Here is a 25820-nt window from a genome sequence, read left to right on the forward strand (position 1 = left end):
ATGCTCGAACTAGCCGCAGAACTACGCAAACAATTCGGCACCGATGACCAATAACACCCCCTGGTACACCACCGCCGCCATACTCGCGCTCATACTCGCGGCACTCACCACCGTCGTGGGCACACGCCCCGCGTCTCGGGTGGAGCCGTCGGTGAGCGAGACCATTTAGAGAATCGCCGGATCCGGTGTGCCGCGCCCCGGTATGACTTTCGAAACAGAGCCTAGGTCAGCAGGTTCAGCCGCTGCCCGACGAGTGAGGGCTTGCGCTCGATGAGCTCGGCGGCGAGTCCCACGATGGCCTGTGCCGCCGGGTGCTGCGGCGCCGCGTCAACGATGGGCGTGCCGCGATCGCCGCCGGCGAGGAGCTGCTCGTCGAACGGCACCTGCGCCAGCAACTCCACCGGGTAACCCAGCCGCCCGGACAGCGCCTCCGCCACGAGCTCGCCGCCTCCCTGGCCGAACAGGTGGATGCGCTCGCTTTGTCCGCAGTGCGAGCAGGGATGCTCAAGCCACGCCATGTTCTCCACCACGCCGAGCACGCGCTGCTCCATGATGTGCGCCATCGTGCCCGCCCGCTCGGAAACCTCCGACGCAGCCAGCTGCGGGGTCGTGACCACCAGCACCTCGGAGCCGGGGATCTTCTGGCCGAGACTCATCGCCACGTCACCCGTGCCCGGCGGCAGGTCGAGCAGCAGGTAGTCGAGGTCGCCCCAGAACACGTCGCTCAGCAGCTGCGTGATCGCGCGGTCGAGGATCGGGCCACGCCACGCCACGACTTGGTCGCGCGAAGCCTTCAACATCCCCATGGAGATCACCTTGATCCCGGCCACTGCGGGCACCGGCATGATCATGTCGTCCACGACGGTGGGGCGCGCGTCGCCGAGCCCCAGCAGGTCGGGCACGGAGTGGCCGTAGATGTCGGCGTCGAGGATACCCACCTGGCGTCCGGCCTGGGCGAGAGCCACCGCGAGGTTCACCGTGATCGACGACTTGCCCACCCCGCCCTTGCCGGAGGCCACCGCGATCACCTTCGTCAGGTTGCCCGGCTGCGCGAACGGGATGACCTTCTCCGGGCGGCCGCCGCGCAGCAGGGACCGCATCGCCTCGCGCTGCTCGTCGTTCATGACGCCCAGCTCCACGCTGACGCTCGTGACCCCCTCGATCGGTTCGACGGCGGCCCGCACCCGGCCGGTGATCTCCTCACGCATAGGGCAGCCGCCGACGGTGAGCAGCACGCGCACGTGCACCGCGCCCGAATCATCTGCGGTGATGTCGTCGACCATGCCCAGCTCGGTGATCGGGCGGCGGATCTCGGGATCCTCCACACCGTGCAGCGCCTGACGGACCAAGGGAATCAGCGGATGTTCACTCACCTGGCCAATTGTTCCATCTTCGGCACATACTGCCAACGAGGGCCTACGAGCGCTCGTTCAGGTAGTCGCCTAGGAAGATGAACGACGCCGCCACCACGCCGAGCACCGGCACCTCGCCGAGCGCCGTGAACACCGCCAGCAGCGGCACCAGGATCAGCTTCAGCCCCAGCCGTTCACGCACCCCCAGCCGCTGCCGGGAGCCGGGGGCCAGCCAGAACCGCCACAGCAGCACATAGGCGACGACGAGCGCGGCCGCTGCGCCGGCGCCCACCCAACCCCGGCCCGCGATCACCCAGAGGGCGTAGGCGGCGGAGCCCAGCAGAAGCAGGTGGCCGCACAGGCTCACCACCGCGAACCAGCGCACTGTGGTGGGCGCATCGTCGATTCGATCAACGGGACTCATTGAGTTGCTCCAGCTTCTGGTCGATGTGCTCCACGACGTCGCGCAGCTCACCGCGCAGCTCGGAGCGGACAAAATCACGGGTGGCGAGTTCGCCCAGGTGCATACGGATGGACGCGATCTCGCGGGCCAAGAAATCCATGTCGGCCCGTGACTGCGCAGCCAGGCGACGGTCCTCGTCGAGGCTGATCTTGTCGCGCACCTCCTGCCGGTTCTGCGCGAGCAGGATCAGCGGCGCCGAATAGGATGCCTGCGTGGAGAAGAACAGGTTGAGCAGGATAAAAGGGTACGGATCCCACTTGAGCCCGAAGACGCCCACCAGGTTGATCACCACCCACACGACGACGAAGACCGTCATGTACACCAGGAACTTCGCGGTGCCCATGAAACGCGCGAACCCCTCCGCGAACACCCCGAACTTCTCGGAGTCCATCTGCATCTTGGGGAAGAAAGAACGTCGTCTCGTGCGCGGCTTGGACAGATCGTTGTCAGCCATCGGTCACCGCCCCCCTATCGTCCGTCGGTAGTTCACCGTCCATCTGGTCCCCGCGCCAGTCGTCGGGCAGCATGTGGTCGAGCACATCATCGACGGTGACCGCGCCCACGAGCTGGCCGGCGTCGTTCACCACGGGCGCAACCACGAGGTTGTAGGTGGCGAAGAACCGGCTCACCTTCGACAGCGGGTCGCCGGTGTGCAGCGGCTCCAGGTTCTCGTCCATCATCGCTGCCACCAGCAGCGTCGGCGCCTCCCTAAGCAGCCGCTGGCAGTGCACGGCACCCAAGTATCGGCCGGTGGGAGTCTCCAGCGGCGAGCGGCACACGAATACCATCGACGCCAGCGCGGGAGTCAGCTCCTCGTTGCGGGCCCGCGCCAGCCCCTCGGCGACGGTGGCGTCGGTGCCCAGGATCACGGGTTCGGGCGTCATCATGCCGCCTGCGGTGAACTCCCCGTACACCAGCAGCCGGCGCACGTCGGAGGCCTCCTCCGGCTCCATGTGCTCCAGCAAATCCTCCGCGACCGCGACGGGCAGGTCGCGGATCAGGTCGGCGGCATCGTCGGGATCCATTTCGCCCAGCACATCGGCGGCCCGCTCGGTGTCGAGGCCGGAGATGACCTTGATCTGCTCCTCCTCCGGCAGTTCCTCGATCGCCTCGGCGAGGGTCTCGTCGTCGAGGGCGTCGAGCACCTCATCGAGCTGCTTTTGGTCCATGTCGTGCAGCTCTTTAGCGACATCGGCGGGCTTCATGTCGGCGAACTCGGCAATCAGGTTGGCGGTGGTGCGCCCGGTGGAGGCGTGCAGCGCCGGGATCTCGCGCCAGCTGACCACCTTCGGATCGGACTTCCCGCCGAAACCGAAGCGGCCGACGCGCGTCACGCGGCGCACCGCCACCTGGCTCAACTCCCACTGGTGGCTGCGCACCTCGGTCATGCTGACGTCGAGGATCTCCGCGGTGCCATCACCGCGCTCCAGCGGCAGATCGAACAGGTCGGCGGCGACGAGCAACTCACCCTCACGCCGCTGAAACTTCCTGGTGTCGATGGTGCCCTGGATGGACACCTGGTCGGAACTGATGTGGTGCACGCGCACCATCGGAACGAAGATTCGCTGCCGAGCGAACAACTCGACGACCAGGCCCTTCACGCGCGGCGGGCGCCCGTCGGAGCGGGCGAAACAGATGATGTCCTTCACCCTCCCCACCTGGGAGTCCGAGGCGTCCACCAGCGGCAGGCCGACGACGCGCGAAATAAACACCTGAGCCATATCGCCTAATCTACCGGCCTGCCGCTGGATAGCCTAGATACCGACACCTAGGACGGGGCAGACATGAGCGAAGCACACTGGGACGAGCGCTACCGGGCCGAGGGGGCCCGCTACGGCACCGAGCCGAACACGTTTCTGCGCGACAACGCGCACTTCCTCCGACCGAACTCGCGGGTGCTGTGCGTCGGCGACGGGGAGGGCCGCAACGGCGTCCACCTCGCGGGGCTGGGACACCGGGTGGTGAGCCTCGACCAGTCGAGCGTCGGCCTGGCCAAGGCGCGCGAACTGGCGGCCAGCCGCGGGGTCGAACTGGAGACGTGGCACGTCGGGCTCGAACACTACGTCGGCTTCGGGGAAGCGCCCGAGCCCTGGGACGGGATCGTCTTCATCTTCGTGCACCTGGCGCCCGAGCTGCGCGCCGCCGTGGCGCGGGAACTGACCCGCCAGTGCGCTCCCGGCGCGGTGCTGTTGTGGGAGTCCTTTTCGCCCGCGCAGCGCCAACTCTCCAGCGGCGGACCGCACGACATATCCCGGCTCACTACCAGGGCAGACCTGGCGGAAACCTGGGCCGACGGGTGGCGGCTGGACGTGCGCATCGTCGAGCGGGTGCTCAAAGAAGGCTACGGCCACGATGGCCTGGCCGCGGTGGTCCAGGCCATCGGGCTGCGCAACTAATCAACGACGATCACATCGGCTGCGCGGCCACCAGGTCGCAGACGAAGATCAGGGTCTCGTTCGGGCCGATCGCGTCGCCGGCACCGGCCGGGCCATAGCCGAGCTGCGGTGGGATGATGATGCGCCGACGGCCGCCGACCTTCATGCCGAGAAGACCCTCGTCCCAGCCCTCGATCACCATGCCCCGGCCCAGGACGAATTGGAAGGGCTCGCGCGGCCAAGAAGAGTCGAACTCCTCGCCGGTGCTCCACGCCACCCCGGAGTAATGCACGGTCAGCACATCGCCAGCCTTGGCCTCCGCACCCTCACCCACGATCTCGTCCTCGATCTTGAGTTCGGCGGGGGGATCCCCCGCAGGTTTCTCAATCTTCGGCGGCTTCCGGTCGCCCAGGACCTCGCTCACGCTGCCGGGCTTCTGCGGCTCCTGCGGGGCAGGCGCGCTCTCCTGAGGCATCGCCTGCTCGCTCGCTGCGGCGGACTCGCTCGCCTCGGGCTGGGCAGAGGCGGACGATGCTGGGGGGCGCTTCTCAGCGGAGCAAGCCGCCAGCAGGCCGGCGGCCAGCACGCCGGTCAGGAGAACGCGGCGCTTCATCGCTGCACCTCCACCAGGTCGCAGACGAACACCAGCGTCTCGTTCGGGCGAATCACGCCGCCCGCCCCGAACTCGCCGTAGCCGAGATGCGGCGGAATAGTGATGCGCCGACGACCGCCCACCTTCATCCCCGCGATGCCCTGATCCCAGCCGGCGATCACTTCACCGGCGCCGAGCCGAAACGACAGCGGCTGCCCGCGATCCCAGGACGCGTCGAACTGCTTGTGGTCGCTCCACGCGACACCGACGTAGTGCACGAGGACGCGGTCACCCGGCTTTGCCTCCTCTCCCTCGCCGACGACGAGGTCATCAAGGACCAGATCGGTGGGGGCCGAAGCATCCGGTATTTCAACAAGTGGCTTTTCCATGCTGTCCAGCCTATCCGAGGGCCCAGCCGGGCGAGAACCGCGAAAACTATGGCTGCCGCTCGGGGCCGCATCGCCACTGGGTAGGTTTGTTCTCATGGAACTCACCTGGCATGTGTACAACCCGGACAGCGAAGCCAATCGCATTCTCGTCCTCGGCGGTTCCCTTGGCGGCGACACCACCCACCAGTGGGAGCAAGTCGCGGGGCACCTCGCCGACGATGCGCTCATCGTTTTCACCCATCTGCCCGGACAGGGCATGGGCGACGTGTGGGATGATACCGTCGAACCCACGATGGAGAACGTGGCCAGCGCGTTCGCAGAGACGGTGAGGAAGGTTCAGCAGCTGCGGCCCGGCGCTCCCACTTTCGTCGGCGGGCTATCCCTGACCGGAGCGCTCGCCATGTACCTGGCCAGGGACATGGCCGATGAACTGGCGGGTGTGATCGTTGTCGCCTCGGCGGCCACCGTCGGTACCTCCCCGGAGGCCTGGGAGGAGCGCGCCCGGCTTGTGGAGGAGAAAGGCACTGTGGCGCTTGTCGAGGACGCCCAGCGCCGCTGGTTCCGCCGCGACTACATTGCGGAGGAACCAGGCAAGGTAGCGGCGATCATGGAGGGCCTGGCCGCAGCCGACGATCATTCCTACGCCCAGCTGTGCCGCTGCCTCGCCACCCACGACCTGCGCGGCGACCTCGACCGCATCTATACGCCGATGCTTCTCGTCGCCAGCGAGCACGACGTGTCCACCCCGATGGGCGATGTCGAACTGGTGCTGACCTCCGCGCCGGGCGCGGACATGCGCATCGTGCCCGACGTGGCCCATATGATCACGGTCGCCGCCCCCGGCACCGTCGCGGACATCATCCGCGGATTCTTCCGCAGGCTTAAGCAGGAGCACTGGTCGGTCTACGACGTCACCGAGGGCGACACCAGGCTGGGTCACTGAAACCGGCAGGGCCGGCCGGGGGTCAACGGCCCCCGGCCAGCCAGGCCTCCACATCGTCGGGCTCGCTGGGGAAAGCCTCGCTCAGGACCACCGGGTCGCCGTCGGTGATGAGCACGTCGTCCTCAATGCGCACCCCGATGCCGCGGTACTCCTCAGGAACCAGCAGGTCAGTGGACTTGAAGTAGATGCCCGGCTCGACCGTGACGATCATTCCCGGGCGCAACACACCCTCGCGGTAGTCGTGCGCGGAGGCGTGGGCGCAGTCGTGCACATCCAGGCCCAGGTGGTGCGAGGTGCCGTGCACCATCCAGCGGCGATGATAGCCGCCGTCCTCCGCCAGCGACTCGTCGACGCTGACCGGCAGGAGGCCCAACTCCGCCAGGAACTCCGCCACGACGCGCACCGCCGCCTTGTGCACGTTCGCCCACGGCTCGCCGGCACGACAGGCGGCGATGCCCGCCCGCTGAGCCTTGAGCACCGCCTCGTAGACGCGGCGCTGCGGGCCAGTGAACTTGCCGCCCACGGGCAGCGTGCGGGTGATGTCGGCGGTGTACAGGGTGTTCACCTCCACGCCTGCATCTAGCAGCAGCAGGTCCCCCTCGCGCAGGTCGCCGTCGTTGCGGATCCAGTGCAGCGTGTTGGCGTGGTCGCCGCCGGCGGCAATGGTGTCGTAGCCGACGGCGTTGCCGAGATGGCGGGCATGCAGTGCGAAGACGCCCTCGACCCAGCGTTCGCCGCGGCCGTTGGCCACAGCGTTTGGCAGCTCGCGGACCACCGCGTCGAACCCGACCTTCGTCGCGGCGACCGCGCGGGACATCTCGCCCACCTCAAACTCGTCCTTCACGAAGCGCTGCGACGAGCAGACGCGCATCAGCTCGGCATCGTCGGCATCCTCCTGGCCGCGCAGCCGATCCACCAGCTCGGTGACTGCAGGGTCGGCCTCGCGGATCACGAGCAGCCGCTCCGCCCCGGCCAGGTGCTCCTCCAGGGAACGGATGTCTCGGCACTCCAAACCGGTGGCCGCAGCCATCTCATCCAGGGAATCGCGCTGACCCACCCACATCTCGCCGTAGCGGGCATCCGCGTAGAACTCGCGGTCGGTGCGAGGCGCGCGTGGCCGGAAGAACAGGATGGCGCTGTCGTCGCGCAGCACCAGCGCCGCGTCGGGCTCTCGGTCCTCGCCCAGGCCCGTGTAGTAGGCGAAAGCAGTGTGCGGGCGGAAGCGGTAATCGGTGTCGTTGGCGCGCACCTTGAGAGGCCCGGCTGCCAGGACCAGCGTCGCGCCCGGGAACTCCTCGACCAACCGCTTCCGGCGCGTCGCTGCCCACGGCGCGCTGGGCAGCTCGTTGGGCAGCTCGGCGGGGTACGGAGCCCAGTCGGAGACGATGAACTTCTTGAACTGCTCGGAGAAGGGGTCACGGCGGTTGGCGTTGGAGTCACTCATGATCGCCAGTGTAGGCTGTGGCCGCGCGGGCGGCCCAACGCGCTAGACCGCCAGCTCGTCGGGCCCGGTCTGGGTGAGCTGCGGCCCGCGTCGCCACAGCGGCGAGAGAGTCTGATCGCGGGCGAGGATCAGCAATACCACCACCAGGCCCAGCAGGCCCAACAGCGTGACCGTCACGATGCTGGCCTCCATTCCGAACTCGCCGCCGGTCAGCCAGGCAGAGCCGATGGCGCGGGTACTGAAGAGAATCCGAGCCGGCTCGTTGCCCGATACCGCGATGCCGAACACCGCCAGAGAAACATTCCACGTGCTGTGGAAGCCAATCACCAGCCACAGCGAGCGGGTCAGGGCGTAGAGCCCACCGAATAACACCCCCACCTCGACGATGATCGCGAACGTGCTCCACGCGGAGCTATTCGGGTTGAAGGCGTGCCCGAGTCCGAAAGCCGCAGCGGAGATCAGGATTGCCCCCCAGGTGCCGAAGATGTCCTCGGATAGGCGAAACAGGCCGCCGCGAAACAGGATCTCCTCCAACACCCCGGCGGAAAGCCCGACATACAGCACCGACATTCCGAACGCGCTCCAGTTCATGCCGACGTAGCTCACCTGGTAGCCGCCGAAAAGGCCGATCAGGCCGTAGCACAGCAGGAACGCGACGCCGCCCCCGGCCACGCCGATCAGCAGTGCGCTGGGGCGACGGGGTGCCAACTCCACGAGGAACTTCCGCCCCTCCAAGAAACGGGCGACCAGCAGATAAGCGACAAGGCTGCCCACGGTCAGCGCCAGTGCGGGGTACACGGTTTCCATACTGCGGACCTGCTCACGTCCGACGAACAGCGCGGCGACGAAGAGCAGCGCGACGACGATCCCGAGCGTGCCGGCAAGGAGTGCGACAAACCGAAGAAGCACCGACAGGACGATCCTTCCCCGCGAACCTCGAAGCGGGCGCAACGCGATGTCGGCGGGCAGATATTCCTCCTCAACAAGCTCCCGAAGAACTGCGGCGGTGAGGGCCTCGGCGGGCAGCCCCTCAGCGGCGTGTCCCTTGTCGGGCTGGTGGTCTCGTTCCTGCATCGACTCCTCCGGGCAGGGTTGTGGGCCAGGGATAGGGAAGTCTACTGCCGGGGGCGGGCACCGTCGGGTCAAACCTTGCGGATGCTGATCTCGGTTATCCGATGATCGGCACCCTTGGTGAGGATGGCGGTGGCGCGCCCCTTCGTCGGGGCGATGTTGTGCCGCAGGTTCGGGCCGTTGATCTCATTCCACACCTGGTGGGCGAAGGCGCGGGCCTCGTCGTCGCTCATGGTTTGGAACTGTACGAAGAAGCCCTCCGTCTTGCCGATCGCGCGCCGCCTAAGCTCCAGGAAACGCTCGGTGAACCAGCCTTTGATGTGCTCCTCGGCGGCATCGACGAACACCGAGAAGTCGAAGAAGTCGCTCACGCTGAGCCCCATCCTGCCGTCGCGCTCCACCCGTGGCGGCTGCAACACGTTCAGCCCCTCGATGATGAGGATGTCCGGTGACGAGATCACGAGCTTCTCGCCGCTGACGATGTCGTACTTCGAGTGCGAGTAAACGGGCGCCTCGACGCGCGGCAGGCCCGACTTGACGTCAATGACGAAGTTGAGCAGCGCCCGACGGTCGTACGAGTAGGGGAAGCCCTTGCGGTCGAGGATGCCGCGCCTGGCTAGCTCCGCGTTGGGGTATAGGAATCCGTCGGTGGTGATCAGGTCCACCTTCGGCGAGCCGGGCGCCTGCCTGAGCAGCTCCTGGAGCAGGCGCGACACGGTGGACTTGCCGACCGCCACCGAACCGGCTATCCCGATCACGAACGGGGTGCGGGCCTCGTTGACGCGCAGGAAGGAGTTGCGTTCCTCGTTCAGCCGACCGGCGTTCTCCATGGTCAGGTGCAGCAGCTGGGTGAGCGGCCGGTAGACCTCGGCGATGTCCGTCTGGTTGGTTGGGTCTCCGATGCCGCGCAGCCGGTCCAGGGTTTCGGCATCCAGCCGGATCGATGTTTGATCGGACAGCGCGGCCCAGCGGGCGCGCTGCAGCGTCACGTAAGGGTGAGCCACCATTGCTCCTTGCAGCGAGTTACCCAGCCAACAGTAGCGGCGGCGGCCGAGGACCGAAAGCCGCGAGCCCCAGACAAGCGCGCCGGATAAAATGTCAAGTAATGCGCAGTCGAACTGTTAAGTTTCGGTGCATGTGCGGAATCGTTGGATATGTCGGGGGGCTATCGGCCCAGGAAATCGTTATCGAGGGACTCAAGCGGCTGGAGTACCGCGGCTACGACTCGGCGGGAGTCGCGGTAGTCGGTGCGGAAGGCATCGCGGTTCGGAAGAAGGCGGGAAAGATCGCCAACCTCGCCGCAGCTATCGTCGAGGAGCCGCTGCCCGCGTCGCGCGTCGCGATCGGCCACACCCGCTGGGCCACCCACGGCGGCCCCACCGATCGCAACTCCCACCCCCACCAGGCGGGACGAATCGCGGTGGTGCACAACGGCATCATCGAAAACCACGCCCAGCTGCGCGCAGAACTCCCCGGGCCGTTCCTGTCGGACACCGACTCCGAGGTGGCCGCCCACCTCCTGAACCAAGAGGTGACCGCAGGACGCAGCCTGGCCGACGCCATGCGCGCCGTGGCGTCGCGCCTCGAAGGGGCCTTCACACTGGTTGCGGTGGACGCCCTGGCGCCCGACACCGTCGTCGCCGCGCGGCGCAACTCACCGCTGGTTCTGGGCCGAGGCGCGGGCGAATTCTTCCTCGCCTCCGACGTGGCCGCCTTCATCGCGCACACTCGCGACGCTATCGAACTCGGCCAGGACCAGGTGGTGGAACTGAGCGCGGATACCATCGTCGTGACCGGCTTCGACGGCTCACCCGGCGAATACCGGGAATACCACGTCGACTGGGACCTCAGCGCCGCCGAGAAACAGGGCCACGACTGGTTCATGCGCAAGGAGATCTTCGAGCAACCCCGCGCCGTGGCGGACACGCTGCTGGGCAGGCAGGACGAGCGCGGCGAGCTCGTGCTCGACGAACTGAACATTCGGCCGGAGGAGCTGCGCCGAGTAAACAAGATCGTCATCATCGCCTGCGGCACCGCCTACTACGCGGGCTTCGTCGCGAAGTACGCCATCGAGCACTGGGTGCGCATCGCGTGCGAGGTTGAGCTGGCCAGCGAGTTCCGCTACCGCGATCCGATCATCGACGCGAACACCCTGGTGGTGGCGATCTCCCAATCGGGTGAGACCGCGGACACCCTGATGGCCATCCGGCATGCGCGCGAGCAGGGCGCGCGGGTCATCGCGATCTGCAACACCAACGGCGCCACCATCCCGCGCGAGTCCGACGCGGTGCTCTACACCCACGCTGGCCCGGAGATCGGGGTCGCCTCCACGAAGGGCTTTACCACCCAGCTGGTGGCGTGCTACCTGCTGGGCCTGTACCTGGCCCAGGTGCGCGGTATGAAGTATGGCGACGAGATCGCCCACCTGATGCGCGAACTAGAGCGGATGCCCGAGCACATCGCGACGATGCTCGCAGCAGCCGACGACGTGTACCGCCTGGCCGGGGAGCTGCGCTCGAAGCGCTCCATGCTCTTCCTCGGCCGCCACGTCGGCTACCCGGCGGCGCTGGAGGGCGCGCTGAAGCTCAAGGAACTGGCCTACATCCACGCCGAGGGGTTCGCGGCCGGTGAATTGAAGCATGGCCCGATCGCGCTAGTGTGCGACGACCTGCCGGTGTTCGTCGTGGTGCCCCCCGCCGGGCGCGATCAGTTGCGTGACAAGGTGATTGCGAACATCGCCGAGGTCCAGGCCCGCGGCGCACGCACCATCGTGCTGGCCGAGGAAAGCGACGACGGGGCCCGCGCCCACGCGGACACCTTCTGGCCGCTGCCGCACGTGTCCACGCTGCTGCAGCCGCTCGTCGCGATCATCCCGCTGCAACTCTTCGCCTGCCAGCTGGCCACCGAGCTGGGCCACGACGTAGATCAGCCGCGCAACCTGGCGAAGTCCGTTACCGTCGAGTGATCCCCGCCCCAGCAGCCCGGGACGGTGGTCGCGCTGCCGGGATACGCCGGGGCGGGTCGCCGCTGCGCGCATAGAGTTGGGGCATGATCGTTGGCATCGGAACTGACCTGATTGTCGTCGAGCGTTTCGAGCGAGCGCTCGCCCGGCGGCCCGGCCTAGCGCTCAGACTGCTCACTGAGAGGGAACGGCAGCTGCGGATCGAGTCGCAGGCTGCCAGGTTCGCGGCCAAGGAGGCGCTGGCGAAAGCCCTCGGCTCACCTGGTGGGCTCAGCTGGCAGGACTGCGAAGTGGTGCGCGACGAGGGCCGGCCACAGTTCCGGCTGGGCGGCACCGTCGCGGTGCTCGCCGAACGGCTGGGGGTCAGCAACATCCACCTCAGCATCTCCCACGACGGCGGCTTCGCCACCGCGATGGTGGTGTGCGAATCGTGAGGCCCATCGTCACGGCTGCGGAGATGCGCGCCGCCGAGCAGGCAGTGTGGGCGGAGGACCCGGGCGCCGATCTGATGGCGCGCGCGGCCCGCGCCGTCGTCGAGGAGGTGGCTCGGCTGACGCCTCGGCGGGTGCTTGTCGTAGCCGGTAGCGGCAATAACGGCGGCGACGGGCTGTTCGCGGCGGCCGAGCTGGCCCAGACGCTGCCCGTCATGTGTTGGCTGCCGCTCGGCGCCGCGCACCCGCAGGGGCTGGCGGCGGCCCGAGCGGCTGGCGCCGTCGTCGCCGATGAGGCGGCGGTCAGGGCGGAGTTGTCGCCCGGGACGGTGGTGCTGGATGCCTTCACCGGGCTCGGCTCGCGCCCGGGACTGCCCGACGACGTGGCCGCCGTCGCGCGGGCCGCTGCGGAGGCGGGCGCCACCGTCGTCTCCGTGGACTTGCCGAGCGGCCTGGATGCGGACTCGCCCGAGGCGCACCCGAGCTTCGCGGCCGACGTGACCGTCACCTTTGCTGCGGCGAAGCCGTGCCACGAATGCCACCCGGCGGCGGCGCGCTGCGGCCGGGTGGTGGTGGCGGACATCGGGGTGGCCGTCAACGTCGCACGTGCGGCGGCGGTGGAGGAGCGTGACCTGAGCCGCTGGTGGCGAACCCCCGACGCGTCGAGCGACAAGTATTCGCGCGGCGTGGTGTTGCTCGACACCGGCTCGGAGCGTTTCCCTGGCGCCGCGGTGCTCACCGCCGCGGGGGCATTGCACGCCGGTGCGGGCCTAGTGCGCTACGTGGGACCGGCAGTCGGCCAGGTACTCGCCAGGTATCCGAGCGTCGTGGCCGGCTGGGGCCGGGCGCAGGCTGTCGTCATCGGCTCCGGCTGGGGCGCCCCCGACGCCGCGCGCGCCCGGGCGGCTGCGGACACCGGGCTGCCCGTGGTGGCGGACGCGGAGGCCATCCAGTCGCTGCCCGAGGGCCGTCACGCCAACTGGCTCATCACGCCGCACGCCGGCGAGCTGGCCCGGTTGCTGGGTGTTGAGCGCCGCCAGGTGGAGCGCGACCCGATGGGCAGCGCCCGGCTGGCGGCGATGCGCACCGGTGCCACCTGCCTGCTGAAGGGCGGAACGCAGTACGTCGCCCGCCCCGACGGTGTGGTCACCGTCGCGCTGGGCGGCGTCGGCTGGAGCGCCGTCGCGGGGTCGGGCGATGTGCTGGCCGGGATCTGCGGCGCGCTGCTCGCCCAGGGGCTGGCGCCGTGGCAGGCCGCGACGGCGGGCGCTAGTGTCCAGGCGCTGGCGGCCAGGCGCCACCCGGGGCCCTATCCGCCGGACAGCGCGGCCGCCTTCCTGCCGGGGGTGATCGCCGAGCTGGCGGGTTAGGCCGGGCGGCGGAAGCCTAACCCGCCAGCAGGAGCCAGCGCAGCTAGGCCCGCGCCACCACCTCGATCTCCACCTTCGCGCCCTTCGGCAGCTCGGCCACCGCGACGGCGGAGCGGGCCGGGAAGGGGGCGGAGAAACGCTCGGCGTACACCTCGTTGACGGCCGCGAAGTCGGCCATGCTGGTGAGGAACACGGTCACCTTGACGACGTTGGCCAGGGTGAGCCCGGCGGCGTCGAGCACAGCGGCGACATTGTCGAGGCACTGCGTGGCCTGGGTGGCGGCGTCGCCCTCGACGAGCACGCCGTCGGGCGTGAGCGGGATCTGGCCGGATGCGAACAGGAAATCGCCCGCGCGCACGGCCTGCGAGTAGGGGCCGATGGCCTGCGGGGCGCGGTCGGTTGAGATGATCATGGTTCTCCTATCGGCTGGTTCTTTCGAGAAGGCTACTGCCTGGTTGGTGTGCCCGCCGGGCTCAAACGAACTCCAGCTGCGACGTGAAGTGGCGCAGCACGTCGGGTTCCCACACGATGCGCAGGCCGCGCACCTCGTCGGCGCGAGACTGGATCGTCTTCAGCGCCTCAGCCACCACGTCGAGGTGCGCCTGCGTGTACACCCGTCGCGGCACGGCGAGCCGTGTGAACTCAAAGGGGGCGCGCTGCTCCTCCCGGGTGACGGGATCGCGGTCCATCAGGTAGGAGCCGATGTCGCAGCTGCGGATGCCTGCCTCCAAATACAGCTCGACGGCCAGCGCCTGTCCAGGGTACTGGGTCCAGGGAATGTGCGGCAGCAGCCGACCCGCGTCGACGAACACCGCGTGCCCGCCAACGGGCCGCTGGTAGGGGATCCCGTGCTCGTCCAGCCGGGCGGCCAGGTATTCGAGTTGGCCGACGCGGTAGGCGAGATAGTTTTCGTCCAGGCCCTCGACGAGGCCGACGGCGAGGGCGTCCAGGTCGCGCCCGGCGAGTCCGCCGTAGGTGAGGTAACCCTCCATCGGGATCACCCGCGACTTGATCTGCTGGACGATGGCGCCCGCCTCCCGGGCCCCCACGAGCCCGCCCATGTTGACGATCCCGTCTTTCTTAGCGCTCATGGTGAACAGGTCGGAGAAGCGGAACATCTCGCGGGCGATCTCGGTTGGGCTGGTGTCGGCGTAGCCGGGTTCGCGGCTGCGGATGAAGTGCGCGTTCTCGGCAAAGCGGGCCGCGTCGAGGACGACGGGGATGCCCGCGGCGTGCGCCACCTCGTAGGTTTCGCGCAGGTTGGCCAGCGAAACCGGCTGCCCGCCCACGGTGTTGTTGGTGACGGTCATCACGACGGCGGCGATGTCGTCGCCGTGCTCGTCGATCAGCGCTTTGAGCCGCTCCACGTCCATGTTGCCCTTGAAGTCCGCCGGGCTGGCGGTATCCAGCCCCTCGGGGCAGATGCAGTCGACGGCGCGCCCTCCGGCGAGGCCGACGTGGGCGCGCGTCGTGTCGAAGAAGGTGTTGGACACCACGAGCTGCCCTGGTTTGCGGATCAGCAGCGGAAGCAGGATCTTCTCCGCAGCCCGGCCCTGGTGTACGGGCTGGACGTAGTGGTAGCCGAACAGCCCTTTGACTACGTCCATCAGTCGGGCGTAGGACTTGCCGCCCGAGTACGCCTCGTCGCCCAGCAGCATCGCGCTCCATTGTGCGTCGCTCATCGCCCCGGTTCCGGAGTCGGTCAGGAGGTCGATGTACACCTTGTCTGCGTCCAGTCCGAAGGTGTTGTAGTGCGCCGCGGCGAGCGCCTCCTCGCGCTCGGCCCGGGAGGTGATGCGGATGGGCTCCACCATCTTGATCTTGAACGGCTCCGCCACATATTTCATCGCCTGAGTACTCCCTTGTCTCGATCGTCGTGAGCGTCGTTGCTCGCGCCCAGCCTACCGATGCGGCGGGCGCGGGGCCGTCGGGGACAGCGGTAGGGCGGTTTCGGAAGCTCTGCTGGGGGCGCGGCTCACCGGATCGGGTGATTCTCCAATCGTTCATCCCTCTTGACCTGCACGTCCGGTACAGGAGGCAGATGTTTCAGCTCCCTATGAATCCCGTCTGGGGCTCTCTCGGCTGACAACACTTTCGTGAGCAGGCCTCAGCGAAAGAGTCCCTCGCCCAGGAAGCCGCCCTCGCGCATGCCCGGTGGGATTGCGAACACTGCGGAGCCGACGGCGGTGGTCCACTCGTTGAGGGCGTCGGAGTCGTCCAACGTGCGCTGCACCGGCACGAATTGTTTGGTGATGTCGGCTTGGAACGCGTTGAAGATGAGCCCAGACCCGGTGTGGTCGGAGTAGTTCAGGCCCCGACGGTGCATCCGCCGCCCCCGGTTGTTCTCGGGGTGGGCGAGCCGGGCGTGCGCGTCGAGCGGGATGGCGGGCTGGCCGTCGTCGTCGGTGGCGGAGAAATCCATGGGGGAGAACTCGGTGCCGCCGGAAAGCGGCGCACCGTGGGCGAGGTCACGTCCCAGGGCCCGCTCCATCTGATTGCGGGTGAGCTTCTCCCACTCGTCGAGGTTCATGGCGATGCGGCGCACGACGAGTTGGGTGCCCCCGGCGAGCCAACCGTCGGTGGCCCAGATGGTTTCACGGGCGGTCTCTCCGGTGGGGTTGGCGGTGCCGTCTACCTGCCCGAAGAGGTTGCGGCCGGTCACGGGCTGACCGGCGCCGTCGACGCCTCGCCAGAAGCCGCGCTGCCGCCAGCGGGGGTTTGCCCAGGCGGCGGCGTCGGACACGAGCCGGCGGAGCGCGTAGGCGACGGTGGTGAAGTCATCGGCGCTGGCCCACAGCAGCAGGTCTCCGCCGGAGTATTCGTCGGTCAACCGGTCGTGCTTCATCGGTGGTACGGCGAGCAGGCCGGCGGGCAGTTTGTCTTGCAGGCCGTCGAGGGTGAACACGCGCGGTCCCAGGCCGACGACGACGGTGAGCGAGGTGCCGGGCTGCGCCAAATCTCGCATGGTGTCGCCGGGGGCGGGCACGCCGCGCATGAGGGCGGCAATGTCCGTGGACCACACCCGAAGCAGGCGCCCGAGCGCGGCCTTGTCCACCTCTGGCTTCAGGTCCAGGGCGACGAGTTCGGCGGAGGCGGGCGTCGGGGTCACGATCCCCGATTGGTGTTCGCCGAAGGGCGAGTACGTCTGCCCTTGGCTGCTGGACGTGGGCTCGCCGGGAGGAGCGCCGGTGAGCCACATGCCTCCGGCGAGGCCGAGTCCGGTGATGGCACCCGCCCCGGCCGACAGCACCCCTCTTCTGGACATCCGCGACATGGGCGGAAGTCTACCTCTTCGCCTGTAGAGTGGTCGCCGTGAGAATGAAACTTGTTGTACCGCTGGGCGTAGCACTCCTCGGGCTGGTGGGATGCTCGCAGGCGGCAGCACCAGGGGTGCTCGCCGGCGAGCCCTGGGTGCGCACCACCGATGGCAAGCAGAAGCCCGAGATGACTGCGGTCTTCGTGAACCTCACCAACCCCACCAGCAAGGAGGTTAAGCTCACCGCTGCCGACTGTGGAGATGTGGCTCAGAAGACCGAGTTGCACATCATGGAGAAGAAGGACGGGCAGATGATGATGACCCAGACCGAGGCCATTGCGGTGCCCGCAGAGGGGCATGAGCACTTGGCCCCGGGCGGTCCGCACATCATGTTGATGGGGCTCAACCGCCAGTTGCCGGTCGGCTCCGAGGAGGTCAAGTGCCAGCTCACGTTCGACAACGGGCAGAAACTGGACATCGTCGCCCCCGTGAAGGAGTTCACCGAGGAGCAGGAGACCTACCACACCCACGAGGGCGAAGGCCACAGCGGCTGAGCAGCGGAGGGCATTCGGCCTGCCAGCTGCTTGCACCTTCAACGGGTAGCATGGGGCGCGTGCGGGTTGCGATAGTTGCTGAGTCCTTCTTGCCGCAGATAAACGGGGTGACCAATTCCGTGCTGCGGGTGCTCGAACATCTGCGCGAGCGTGGGGACGAAGCTCTGGTAGTCGCGCCGGCCGACGGCGACAAGACACCGGGGGCCGCCGTCGGCTACCCGGTGGTTGCTGTGCCCAGCTTGGGCTTGCCGGGCTACGACGTGGTGCGGGTGGCCACGACGTCCAAGCTGCACCTCAGGCGACTGTTTCTCGACTTCGCTCCCGATGTGGTCCACCTGGCAGCCCCCTTTGTTCTGGGCTACAAGGCGGCGACGGTGGCTGCCTGCATGGGCATCCCTACCGTGGGTATCTATCAAACCGACGTGCCGAGCTTCGCGACCAAGTACGGCTTCGCGCCGTTCGAGGGCATCCTGTGGGAGCGGATCCGTCGAGTGCACTCCCTGGCGACGCTGAACTTCGCTCCCTCTACGCCCGCGAAGCAGCAGCTGATCTCGCACCAGGTACCCCGGGTGGGTGTCTGGGGCCGGGGCGTGGATTCGATTCGGTTCAGCCCGACCAAGCGCGACCCCTACCTGCGACGCAGGCTCGCCCCGAACGGGGAGCGGCTGATCGGCTACATGGGGCGGCTGGCCGCGGAGAAGCGGGTTGAGGATCTAGCTGTGCTGGCGGGCATCCCGGGCACGAGACTGGTCGTGATCGGCGACGGGCCGAGCCGGGCCAAGCTGGAGGCGGCGCTACCCGAGGCTGTGTTCCTGGGGCAGCTCACAGGTGAGAAACTGCCCCGGGCGTTGGCGACGTTGGACCTGTTCGTGCACCCTGGAGAACTGGAGACCTTCTGCCAGGCCATCCAGGAGGCCAAGGCCGCGGGCCTGCCGGTGATCGCCCCACGTTCGGGTGGGCCGATCGACCTCATCGACCACTCGCGCACCGGTCTGCTGTATCGGCCTGGCAACCTGATGGAGCTCCGCGGGCACGTGCAGAATCTGATCGGGGACGACGCGAAGCGGGCGGCCTTCGCGCGGGCGGCGCGGTCGTCAACGCTGGAACGCACCTGGCAGCGGGTGGCCGCCGAACTCGTCGGTCACTACGAGGACGCGATCTCCCTGAGCGTTCGCGGTCGCGAGTTGCTGGCGGCCTGAACTGGCTGGATTGGGGATCCACACCCTGGTGGCCTAAGCTAGTTGGGCTGCGCACTCGCGGCCACTTCACTTCTACGCAAAGGTCTTTCATGGCACGCGGTCCCAAATCTCATCATTCTGACGGCACACCCAAGAAGAGGTGGACGCCGGAGCAACGTGCCGCGCGCGGGCGCGGCCCCCGACGCAGGGGCGGGCAGCGGCCTGAGGGGTTCGCGCCCAACCGCGCGGAGCGTCGGGCGGCGCAGTTTGGCGACGATGCCAGGCGGCGAGGCCAGGACGGGGAGCGCGGCCAGCGGGAGGGCTTTGGCAAGCGGGATCGGTTTGAGCGCGGCGACAGGTTCGATAAGCGCGATCGGTTCGATAAGCGCGACAGGTTCGATAAGCGCGACAGGTTCGATAAGCGGGATCGGTTTGAGCGCGGCGACAGGTTCGACAAGCGCGACAGGTTCGACAAGCGGGATCGGTTTGAGCGCGGGGACAGGTTCGACAAGCGCGACAGGTTCGACAAGCAGGGGCAGCCCACCCGGGGCTGGAGGAACGACCGAGACTTCCGGGCCGACGGGAGACCCGATGAGCGCTTCCGCGAACGCAAGTATCGCGACGACCGTGGCGAGGGGCGCTTCGAGCGTAGCCGGGACGACTTCCGCAGGCGTGAGGATCGACGCCATGGCGAACGCGGGTTCCGGGAGACTCGCGGCTTCTACCGCGAGGACCGCCAGCCCGCAGAGGGCCGCGGCTTTCTGCGCGAGGATCGTGGATTCCGCAGTGACGACCGGTTCGAACGTCGGGACCGCAACCGCTTCGAGCGCGAGGGTTTCGGCCGCGGCGAGCGCTCCGGCCGGGACGACCGGCCCGGAAGGTCCGACCGGTTCGAACGTCGGGACCGCAACCGCTTCGATCGGGGCGAGCGTCCCGCACGGGAATCGACCACGCCCGTCGAGGACCACATGGACTGGGAGGCCACGGTCGTCGAGGCCGAGGAAGGCGTGGTGAATGGCTTCAGCGAGCTGGGCGTGGACGCGCGCATGGTGGGCGTGTTGGCCGCGCAGGGCATCACGCAGCCCTTCGCGATCCAGGAAGCCACGATCCGCGACGCCATCGCCGGCCGTGACGTGCTCGGCCGCGCCAAGACCGGGTCGGGCAAAACCTTGGCCTTCGGGCTCGCGATGCTCACCCGCCTGGCTGCGGGCGAAGGCCGGGGCCCGCGCGGCATCGTGCTAAGCCCCACCCGAGAGCTGGCACTGCAAATCGCCGACAACCTGGCGCCGCTCGCGAAGGCGGCGGGGCTCGACATCCAGCTGGTCGCGGGCGGCATGAGCTACAACCCGCAGATCCGCGCCTTCCAGCGCGGCGTGGACGTCGTCATCGCGACCCCCGGTCGCCTCGTTGACCTCATGGAGCAGGGCGAGGCTGACCTGAGCCACGTCGAGATCACCGTGCTCGACGAGGCCGACCACATGGCAGAGATGGGTTTCACCGACGAGGTGACAGCGATCCTCGACGCCACCGACGCGAGCGGGCAGCGGTTGCTGTTCTCCGCCACACTCGACGAGGCGGTGGACCGCATCGTTCGCCAGTATCTCACCGATCCGATCACGCACGAGGTCGACTCCGATAAGGGCTCGGTGACCACCATGAACCACCTTGCGCTGCAGACTCGGCCGCACGAGAAGATCCGCGTTACCGCGGAGATTGCCGCGCGGGCGGGCCGCACTGTCGTGTTCGCGCGCACCCAGAAAGGCTCCGATCGGATCGCGGGCCAGCTGCGAGACGCGGGTGTGATGGCCGGCGCGCTGCACGGGGGCCTCACCCAGGGTGCGCGCGCCCGCATCCTGGCGGCCTTCAAATCCGGTGACGTTCCGGTGCTGGTGGCCACCGACGTGGCGGCGCGCGGGATCCACGTCGATGACGTCTCGCTGGTTCTCCAGGTGGACCCGCCTCGCGACTCCAAGGACTACCTCCACCGCGCAGGGCGTACCGCCCGGGCGGGCACGGACGGCACTGTCGCGACGATCGTGTTGCCGCATCAGCGTCGCCTCATGCGGCGCATCCTGGGTCAGGCCGGTGTTGAGGCGCAGCAGCTCGACGCGCTGCCCGGCTCCGCCGAGCTCGGCGAGCTGACCGGCGCGCGGGCGGTAGAGTCGGAACCGATCGACGAAGAGCGATACCTGGAGCTGATCAAGCCCAAGGCCGCGCCCAAGAAGTCCGGGTTCAACAAGCGCGGGTTCCGTCGTCGTCGCTACTGAGCCCGGCGGGTAGGATCGCAGCCTGATGAGCATCGAAATCCGTTTTGCCGAGCCCGCCGACGCCGAGCGTCTGCACCAGGTGATCCAGGCGGCATTCGCTCTGCGGCCGCCGCTCGACCCGCCGACGGACGCGCTGAGTGACCGGGTGGCGGACGTCGCGAAGGATGTGGAACGCGGGCTGGGGGTCATCGTCGAGCGGGACGGGATGGCGATCGCGGGACTGCTGGTGGATCTCGACTCCGACGTAGCCACGCTGCGCCGCGTCAGCGTGCTACCTGAGGCGGCCGGGGAGGGCATCGGCCGAGAGATGGTGCGTAACACGCTGATCGCGCTTGCCGATCTGGGTTTTACCCGGGTGCAGCTCTTCGCCCGCGCCGACCTGCCGTACACCGTCGAGTGGTGGCGTAACGCGGGCTTCACCACAAGCGAGACCTTCCCGACGGGCTGGATGCTGGCGCGCGACCTCCCCGTCGCCGTGCGGGTGCCCGACGCGGAAGCCATGCGCGACCTCGGGCGCAGGCTGGCGGGTCTGCTGCGCGCGGGCGACGTGATCCTCGCGACGGGCGAGCTGGGTGCGGGCAAGACCACGCTGACCCAGGGCATCGGCGAGGGGCTGGGCGTGTCCGGCGCCATCATCTCGCCCACTTTCGTGATTTCGCGCGTTCACCCGGGTGCTGACGGGCCGGACCTCGTCCACGTGGACGCCTACCGGCTCAGCTCGGCCGAGGAGTTGGCCGATATCGACCTGCAGGACTCCCAGCCCACCTCCGTGACCCTCATCGAGTGGGGCCGTGGGCTGTCCGAGTGGCTGAACGACGAGCGTCTGGAGATCGAGATCCACAGATCCGACGACCCGGCCGACGAGGAACGTACCGTCTACCTTGCGGGTTTCGGCCCGCGCTGGGCAGGCGTTTTGGACATCTTCCGGGAGGCTGAATGATCACTCTGGCGGTGGACACCTCGCATCACGTGGCCGTCGGGCTGGCCATCGACGGTGAGCCCGGCCCGGGCGCTGTCGTGGCGGACGCGCGGGCGCACGTGGAGGAGCTGATCCCCACGATCCAGCGCGTGCTGGCGGAGGCTGGGCACGCGCTTGGCGACGTGGGCGAGTTCGTGGTGGGCATGGGCCCCGGGCCGTACACGGGCCTCAGGGTGGGCATCGCGACGGCGGCCACTCTCGCGTACACGGCTGCCCGCGGCCTGCACCGCGTCTGCTCGCTCGACGTGTTGGCGCTGGGGGTAGCCGCAGACGAGGACTTCGTGGTGGCGAGCGATGCCCGGCGCAAGGAGCTGTTCTGGGCGCGCTACTCGGGTGGGCGACGCGTCGGCGAGCCGCAGGTGGGGGTGCCGGAGGCGTTGCCGGAGCTGCCCGTCTACGGTGACATTCCCGCCGAGTACCGCCCTCGGGTGCGGTTCGCGGGGGAGGTGCGCATCGACTGCGTGCTCGCCGCTCAGCGGCATGCCCAGCTGCCCGTCGCGGGGGAGGAGCCGTACTATCTGCGCGCCGCGGACGCTGCGGTGCCGGGCGCGCCCAAGTCTGCGCTGCCCAGGCTGAGGGTCCGCAGATGAAACTCGTTCCGGCGACGGTGGAACACCTCGCGGGCATCATCGAACTGGAACTCGGTTTCGCGCCGCGCAACCGGTGGAGCCAGGCCGCGTGGGCTGAGGAGATCTCGCACCCTGCCCGGTCCTGCACTGTGGCTACCGACGGCAGCGTCGTCGGTGTGCTGCTGCTTGGTCTGGGAGACGTGACGGATCTGCTGCGGATCGTGGTGTCTCCGGAGCACCGCCGACGCGGGGTGGCGGATCGGCTCATGCGGGAGCTGGACGGTGTGGGAGCCAGGGCTCTGCTGGAGGTGGCCGAGGACAACCGGGCGGCGCAGGCGCTCTACGCGAAACACGGCTTCCGGGAGATCAGCCGACGCCGCAACTACTACGGCGCGGGCGTGGACGCGATCATCATGGAAAGGGAGTGAAGGTGGGCGAGCCGCTGATCCTAGGGATCGAATCCTCGTGCGATGAGACGGGCGTCGGCATCGTTCGTGGCCACACGCTGCTGGCTAACGAGGTAGCCAGCAGCGTCGCGGAGCACGTGCGTTTCGGCGGGGTGGTGCCGGAGGTGGCCAGCCGGGCGCACTTGGCCGCGATCGTCCCCGCGCTGGAGCGGGCCGTCGCTAAAGCCGATGTCGACCTCGGCGAGCTGGATGCCATCGCGGTCACCGCGGGTCCGGGCCTGATGGGTGCGCTGGTGGTTGGGCTGGCCTCCGCGAAGGCGCTGGCCGCTCACCTGGGCAAGCCGTTGTACGGCGTGAACCACTTGGTGGGGCACGTGGCCGTCGACTTGCTGGACCACGGTCCGTTGCCGACGCCGGCCCTCGCGCTGCTCGTCTCCGGCGGGCACACGTCGCTGCTGCACGTGCGCGACATCGCGCGCGACATCGAGGAGGTCGGCGCCACCATCGACGATGCGGCGGGCGAGGCCTACGACAAGGTGGCCCGCCTCCTGGGGCTGAGCTACCCGGGCGGGCCGATCATTGATCGCGAGGCTGCCGCGGGCGATCCACGCGCGATCCGCTTTCCGCGCGGCCTCACCGCGCGCCACGACCTAGAGCGGCACCGCTTCGACTTCTCGTTTTCCGGGCTGAAAACGGCGGTGGCGCGCTGGGTGGAGCAGCGTCGGCTGGACGGGCTGGAGATCCCGGTCGCCGACGTGTGCGCGTCTTTCCAGGAGGCGGTGGCCGACGTGCTCACCTCGAAGGCCATTGACGCGGCGCAGCACCTCGGCGTGGAGACGATCCTGCTCGGCGGGGGTGTGGCCGCAAATTCGCGGCTGCGCACGCTGCTGGAGGAGCGGGCGGGGGCTGCTGGCTTCGCTGTTCGCCGCCCGCGTCCTGCGCTGTGTACGGACAATGGGGCGATGATTGCTGCGGTGGGTTCGGCCGTCGTGCGTGCTGGGCTGCCACCAAGCGGGCTCGGCATCTCTGCACATTCGGGCCTTGAAGTTTCGACGATCGTGGTTCGCTGAGCGGCGCGGGTCCGGGATCGGCGGGGCGGCGTTGCGCGAGGGGTCTGTATCGATCAGGTAACAATCCGATCGTATTTTGGACACAATGCTGTCGGTGGGTGGTGCGTTGACGCTAGTGTCCGGTGCCATGCTGGGCCTCTGGCCTGGAACCCCTGTGACGAAGGAGAACCTATGAAGTTGAAGGGAACTGCGTCCCTCGCGCTTCTCGTGAGCGGAGCGCTTCTGCTGGGTGCGTGCACCTCCGGCGAGGAGCCCGGCGCCGCTGACGGCAGCGCCAAGCCGAATACCACTGCCGGCCAGTCTGCTGAGCCCACCAAGAGCGACGATCCCTGTCTCGCCAAGCTGAGTCACGAAGCTCCGGCTGAGGGCTCCGTCGCGTTTACTGCCGGCCCGGGCGACTGGAAAGGGTACAACGCCGTTACCGCGGATACCTACTCCACCTACAACACGGCCGTGGCCGACCGGATGTTCTCCGGCTTCAGCTACTACGGCGTGGACGGCAGCCTCTGCCTGAACGAGGAGTTCGGCACGTTCACCGTGACCAGCGAGGATCCGCTGATCGTCGAGTACACCATCGACGAGAAGGCCGTCTGGTCCGACGGCACCCCGGTGACCATCAACGACTACCTGCTTGAATGGGCGGCGCAGAACCCCGAGTTCCTGGCCCCCGACTTCTTCAAAGGCGTGAAGGGCTCTTCCCCCGTGTTCAAGCACGTCTCCAAGAGCTTCGCCGAGAAGGTACCGGACGGCCCGAAGGGCGAGATCGGTGGCAAGAAGTTCTCCGTGACCTTCGCCAACCCGGACCCCGACTTCAAGATCCTGATCGGCTCCGCACTGCCCGCCCACGTTGTGGCGAAGCAGTCTGGGCTGGAGCCGGAGGCGCTCGCCAAGGCGATCCTGGAGAAGGACGCCGAGACAGTGAAGAAGGCTGCTGAGTTCTGGAACACCGGCTGGATCTTCCAGCCTGGTGAGCTGCCGAGCGAGGATCTCATCCCGTCCAACTCGCAGTACAAGCTGAAGCAGGGCGGCTGGCAGGCTGGCAACTCGCTGACCCTGGAGGCCAACGACAAGTACTGGGGCGCCCCGGCCGCCACCAAGGAACTCGTGGTGCGCTTCTTCGAGGATGCCGCCGCCACCCAGGCGCTGCAGAACGGCGAGGTCAATGTCATCAGCCCGCAGGCCACCGTCGACACCGTGGCCCAGCTGAAGTCGCTCGGGGAGTCCGTGAAGGTCGACCAGTACGCGGTCATGACCTGGGAGCACCTCGACTTCAACCACACCGAGGGTAATGTCATGGCCAACCCGAAGGTGCGCGAGGCCTTCGCCTACTGCACCCCGCGCGCGGAGATCGTGGAGAAGTTGGTCAAGCCGATCAACTCCGAGGCCGTGGTCATGAACGCCCGCGAGGCCTTCCCCTTCCAGAAGGAGAAGTACGAGGCAATCACCTCCGCCGCTTACGACGGCCGCTACGACAAGGTGGACATTGAGAAGTCCAAGGCCCTGCTGGCGGAGGCCGGCGTACCCACCCCGGTCAAGGTGCGCTTGGGCTACAAGGCACCCAACCAGCGCCGTCAGGAGACCGTGGCCCTGATTCAGGCCTCCTGCAACCAGGCGGGCTTCGAGATCATCGACTCCGGTGTGTCTTCCTTCTTCGACAAGGAGCTGCCCAACCGGGAGACCGAGGTGGCGCTCTTCGCCTGGGCCGGCTCTGGCCAGATCACCTCCGGTGAGAACATCTACGCCACCAACAAGCCGCAGAACCGTCTGGGGTACAGCAACCCGAAGGTTGACGAGGCATGGGAAAAGGTGTCCGCCACCCTCGATGAGAAGGTGCACCTGGAGCAGTACAAGGTGATCGAGAAGGAGCTGTGGGACACGCTCTACGGCATCCCGCTCTACGCTCACCCGGGTGTCTCCGCCCACAGCGCCGACCTGCAGAACGTCCGTCCGACGGCCACGCAGTCCGGCACGTGGTGGAATGCCCAGCAGTGGGTCCGCGCGTCCTGACGCGTAGTTAGCACAACTTGGGGCAGACGGGTTGACCCCGTCTGCCCCAAGTCTTGTCTTCTGTGTTGGCCGAATCTGTCATATAGTGAGCGCTTGTGTAACTAAGTACAGAAGTTGCACCTCACCCTGAAGGAAAACCTC

At 68.1% G+C, this 25820-nt stretch carries 26 protein-coding genes; 14 read left to right on the plus strand and 12 right to left on the minus strand.

Translation table 11 applies throughout. The annotated features are described in order from the left end of the window. Positions 1 to 43: 43 nt before the first annotated feature. A complete protein-coding gene (locus tag EII42_RS13695; RefSeq protein ID WP_255416246.1) occupies positions 44 to 169 on the plus strand; it encodes a hypothetical protein in 126 nt (41 codons plus the stop codon). Positions 170 to 221: 52 nt separating this feature from the next. On the opposite strand, the gene EII42_RS05990 is transcribed toward EII42_RS13695, so the two are convergent. The 4 genes from EII42_RS05990 to EII42_RS06005 are packed head-to-tail and all read right to left on the minus strand — an operon-like array spanning position 222 to position 3536. Beyond that, on the minus strand, positions 222 to 1373 hold the full coding sequence (locus tag EII42_RS05990; protein WP_233558294.1) for an Mrp/NBP35 family ATP-binding protein: 1152 nt from the start codon (positions 1371 to 1373) through the stop codon (positions 222 to 224). A gap of 43 nt (positions 1374 to 1416) precedes the next feature. Continuing rightward, the gene (locus tag EII42_RS05995) at positions 1417 to 1776 is read right to left on the minus strand and encodes a hypothetical protein (RefSeq protein ID WP_125171209.1); all 360 of its coding nucleotides are present in this window, start codon (positions 1774 to 1776) and stop codon (positions 1417 to 1419) included. Then, a complete protein-coding gene (locus EII42_RS06000; protein ID WP_125171210.1) occupies positions 1763 to 2269 on the minus strand; it encodes a DUF1003 domain-containing protein in 507 nt (168 codons plus the stop codon). Before EII42_RS06000 ends, EII42_RS05995 begins: the two co-directional genes overlap by 14 nt. Then, positions 2262 to 3536 carry a magnesium transporter MgtE N-terminal domain-containing protein gene (locus tag EII42_RS06005; RefSeq protein ID WP_370318100.1) on the minus strand — a complete coding sequence of 425 codons (1275 nt, stop codon included), beginning with the start codon at positions 3534 to 3536 and terminating at the stop codon, positions 2262 to 2264. Before EII42_RS06005 ends, EII42_RS06000 begins: the two co-directional genes overlap by 8 nt. Positions 3537 to 3599: 63 nt before the next feature. Between EII42_RS06005 and EII42_RS06010 the strand changes: the two genes are divergently transcribed. Next, positions 3600 to 4211, plus strand: a complete 612-nt coding sequence (locus EII42_RS06010; protein WP_125171211.1) for a class I SAM-dependent methyltransferase — start codon at positions 3600 to 3602, stop codon at positions 4209 to 4211. 10 nt (positions 4212 to 4221) lie between these two features. Here the strand turns inward: EII42_RS06010 and EII42_RS06015 are convergent, their stop codons facing one another. After that, positions 4222 to 4602, minus strand: coding sequence for an FKBP-type peptidyl-prolyl cis-trans isomerase (locus tag EII42_RS06015; protein ID WP_233558299.1), 381 nt, complete (start codon positions 4600 to 4602; stop codon positions 4222 to 4224). 197 nt (positions 4603 to 4799) lie between these two features. Then, complete coding sequence (locus EII42_RS06020) at positions 4800 to 5171, minus strand: FKBP-type peptidyl-prolyl cis-trans isomerase (protein ID WP_125171212.1); 372 nt, start codon at positions 5169 to 5171, stop codon at positions 4800 to 4802. 94 nt (positions 5172 to 5265) lie between these two features. On the opposite strand from EII42_RS06020, the gene EII42_RS06025 reads away from it, so the two are divergent. Further along, positions 5266 to 6114 carry an alpha/beta fold hydrolase gene (locus EII42_RS06025; RefSeq protein ID WP_158676424.1) on the plus strand — a complete coding sequence of 283 codons (849 nt, stop codon included), beginning with the start codon at positions 5266 to 5268 and terminating at the stop codon, positions 6112 to 6114. 22 nt (positions 6115 to 6136) lie between these two features. Here EII42_RS06025 and EII42_RS06030 read toward each other — a convergent pair whose 3' ends face one another. From EII42_RS06030 to coaA, 3 genes are all read right to left on the minus strand, one after another. Further along, positions 6137 to 7558 (minus strand): aminopeptidase P family protein, encoded by a 1422-nt coding sequence (locus tag EII42_RS06030; protein ID WP_125171214.1) that lies wholly within the window; start codon positions 7556 to 7558, stop codon positions 6137 to 6139. A 42-nt stretch (positions 7559 to 7600) separates the two neighbouring features. Next, the gene (locus EII42_RS06035) at positions 7601 to 8632 is read right to left on the minus strand and encodes a CPBP family intramembrane glutamic endopeptidase (protein WP_125171215.1); all 1032 of its coding nucleotides are present in this window, start codon (positions 8630 to 8632) and stop codon (positions 7601 to 7603) included. Between the two features lie 68 nt (positions 8633 to 8700). Continuing rightward, the gene (gene coaA / locus EII42_RS06040; RefSeq protein WP_125171216.1) at positions 8701 to 9636 is read right to left on the minus strand and encodes a type I pantothenate kinase; all 936 of its coding nucleotides are present in this window, start codon (positions 9634 to 9636) and stop codon (positions 8701 to 8703) included. 128 nt (positions 9637 to 9764) lie between these two features. Between coaA and glmS the strand changes: the two genes are divergently transcribed. The 3 genes from glmS to EII42_RS06055 all read left to right on the plus strand — a co-directional run bounded on the left by glmS (position 9765) and on the right by EII42_RS06055 (position 13392). Beyond that, positions 9765 to 11594 (plus strand): glutamine--fructose-6-phosphate transaminase (isomerizing), encoded by a 1830-nt coding sequence (gene glmS / locus EII42_RS06045; RefSeq protein WP_125171313.1) that lies wholly within the window; start codon positions 9765 to 9767, stop codon positions 11592 to 11594. Positions 11595 to 11677: 83 nt separating this feature from the next. Continuing rightward, entirely contained in the window at positions 11678 to 12025 is a 348-nt protein-coding gene (locus tag EII42_RS06050) for a holo-ACP synthase (RefSeq protein ID WP_125171217.1), read from the plus strand. Beyond that, entirely contained in the window at positions 12022 to 13392 is a 1371-nt protein-coding gene (locus tag EII42_RS06055; protein ID WP_125171218.1) for an NAD(P)H-hydrate epimerase, read from the plus strand. Before EII42_RS06050 ends, EII42_RS06055 begins: the two co-directional genes overlap by 4 nt. Before the next feature lie 43 nt (positions 13393 to 13435). On the opposite strand, the gene EII42_RS06060 is transcribed toward EII42_RS06055, so the two are convergent. The 3 genes from EII42_RS06060 to EII42_RS06070 all read right to left on the minus strand — a co-directional run bounded on the left by EII42_RS06060 (position 13436) and on the right by EII42_RS06070 (position 16666). Continuing rightward, positions 13436 to 13804, minus strand: coding sequence for a RidA family protein (locus EII42_RS06060; RefSeq protein ID WP_125171219.1), 369 nt, complete (start codon positions 13802 to 13804; stop codon positions 13436 to 13438). 61 nt (positions 13805 to 13865) lie between these two features. Next, positions 13866 to 15239, minus strand: a complete 1374-nt coding sequence (locus tag EII42_RS06065; RefSeq protein WP_125171220.1) for a tryptophanase — start codon at positions 15237 to 15239, stop codon at positions 13866 to 13868. A gap of 260 nt (positions 15240 to 15499) precedes the next feature. After that, positions 15500 to 16666 (minus strand): Dyp-type peroxidase, encoded by a 1167-nt coding sequence (locus EII42_RS06070; protein ID WP_125171221.1) that lies wholly within the window; start codon positions 16664 to 16666, stop codon positions 15500 to 15502. A gap of 44 nt (positions 16667 to 16710) precedes the next feature. Here EII42_RS06070 and EII42_RS06075 point away from each other — a divergent pair, with 44 nt between their 5' ends. The 8 genes from EII42_RS06075 (at position 16711) to EII42_RS06110 (ending at position 25679) form a co-directional block, all read left to right on the plus strand. Beyond that, positions 16711 to 17202, plus strand: coding sequence for a copper chaperone PCu(A)C (locus EII42_RS06075; RefSeq protein ID WP_233558300.1), 492 nt, complete (start codon positions 16711 to 16713; stop codon positions 17200 to 17202). A 59-nt stretch (positions 17203 to 17261) separates the two neighbouring features. Further along, complete coding sequence (locus EII42_RS06080; RefSeq protein WP_125171223.1) at positions 17262 to 18401, plus strand: glycosyltransferase family 1 protein; 1140 nt, start codon at positions 17262 to 17264, stop codon at positions 18399 to 18401. A gap of 89 nt (positions 18402 to 18490) precedes the next feature. Next, positions 18491 to 20647 carry a DEAD/DEAH box helicase gene (locus tag EII42_RS13450; RefSeq protein WP_125171224.1) on the plus strand — a complete coding sequence of 719 codons (2157 nt, stop codon included), beginning with the start codon at positions 18491 to 18493 and terminating at the stop codon, positions 20645 to 20647. Positions 20648 to 20672: 25 nt separating this feature from the next. Next, positions 20673 to 21587, plus strand: coding sequence for a tRNA (adenosine(37)-N6)-threonylcarbamoyltransferase complex ATPase subunit type 1 TsaE (tsaE, locus tag EII42_RS13840; RefSeq protein ID WP_370318101.1), 915 nt, complete (start codon positions 20673 to 20675; stop codon positions 21585 to 21587). After that, positions 21584 to 22216: a tRNA (adenosine(37)-N6)-threonylcarbamoyltransferase complex dimerization subunit type 1 TsaB gene (gene tsaB, locus EII42_RS06095; RefSeq protein ID WP_125171225.1), complete on the plus strand. Its 633-nt coding sequence runs from the start codon at positions 21584 to 21586 to the stop codon at positions 22214 to 22216. The genes tsaE and tsaB overlap by 4 nt, the downstream gene beginning before the upstream one ends. After that, entirely contained in the window at positions 22213 to 22623 is a 411-nt protein-coding gene (locus EII42_RS06100) for a GNAT family N-acetyltransferase (RefSeq protein ID WP_125171226.1), read from the plus strand. Before tsaB ends, EII42_RS06100 begins: the two co-directional genes overlap by 4 nt. 2 nt (positions 22624 to 22625) lie before the next feature. Beyond that, entirely contained in the window at positions 22626 to 23672 is a 1047-nt protein-coding gene (tsaD, locus tag EII42_RS06105) for a tRNA (adenosine(37)-N6)-threonylcarbamoyltransferase complex transferase subunit TsaD (protein ID WP_125171227.1), read from the plus strand. Positions 23673 to 23843: 171 nt separating this feature from the next. Next, positions 23844 to 25679: an ABC transporter substrate-binding protein gene (locus EII42_RS06110; protein WP_125171228.1), complete on the plus strand. Its 1836-nt coding sequence runs from the start codon at positions 23844 to 23846 to the stop codon at positions 25677 to 25679. Positions 25680 to 25820: the final 141 nt, after the last annotated feature.

This window comes from Tessaracoccus sp. OH4464_COT-324, from assembly GCF_003932855.1.
GTDB lineage: Bacteria > Actinomycetota > Actinomycetes > Propionibacteriales > Propionibacteriaceae > Arachnia.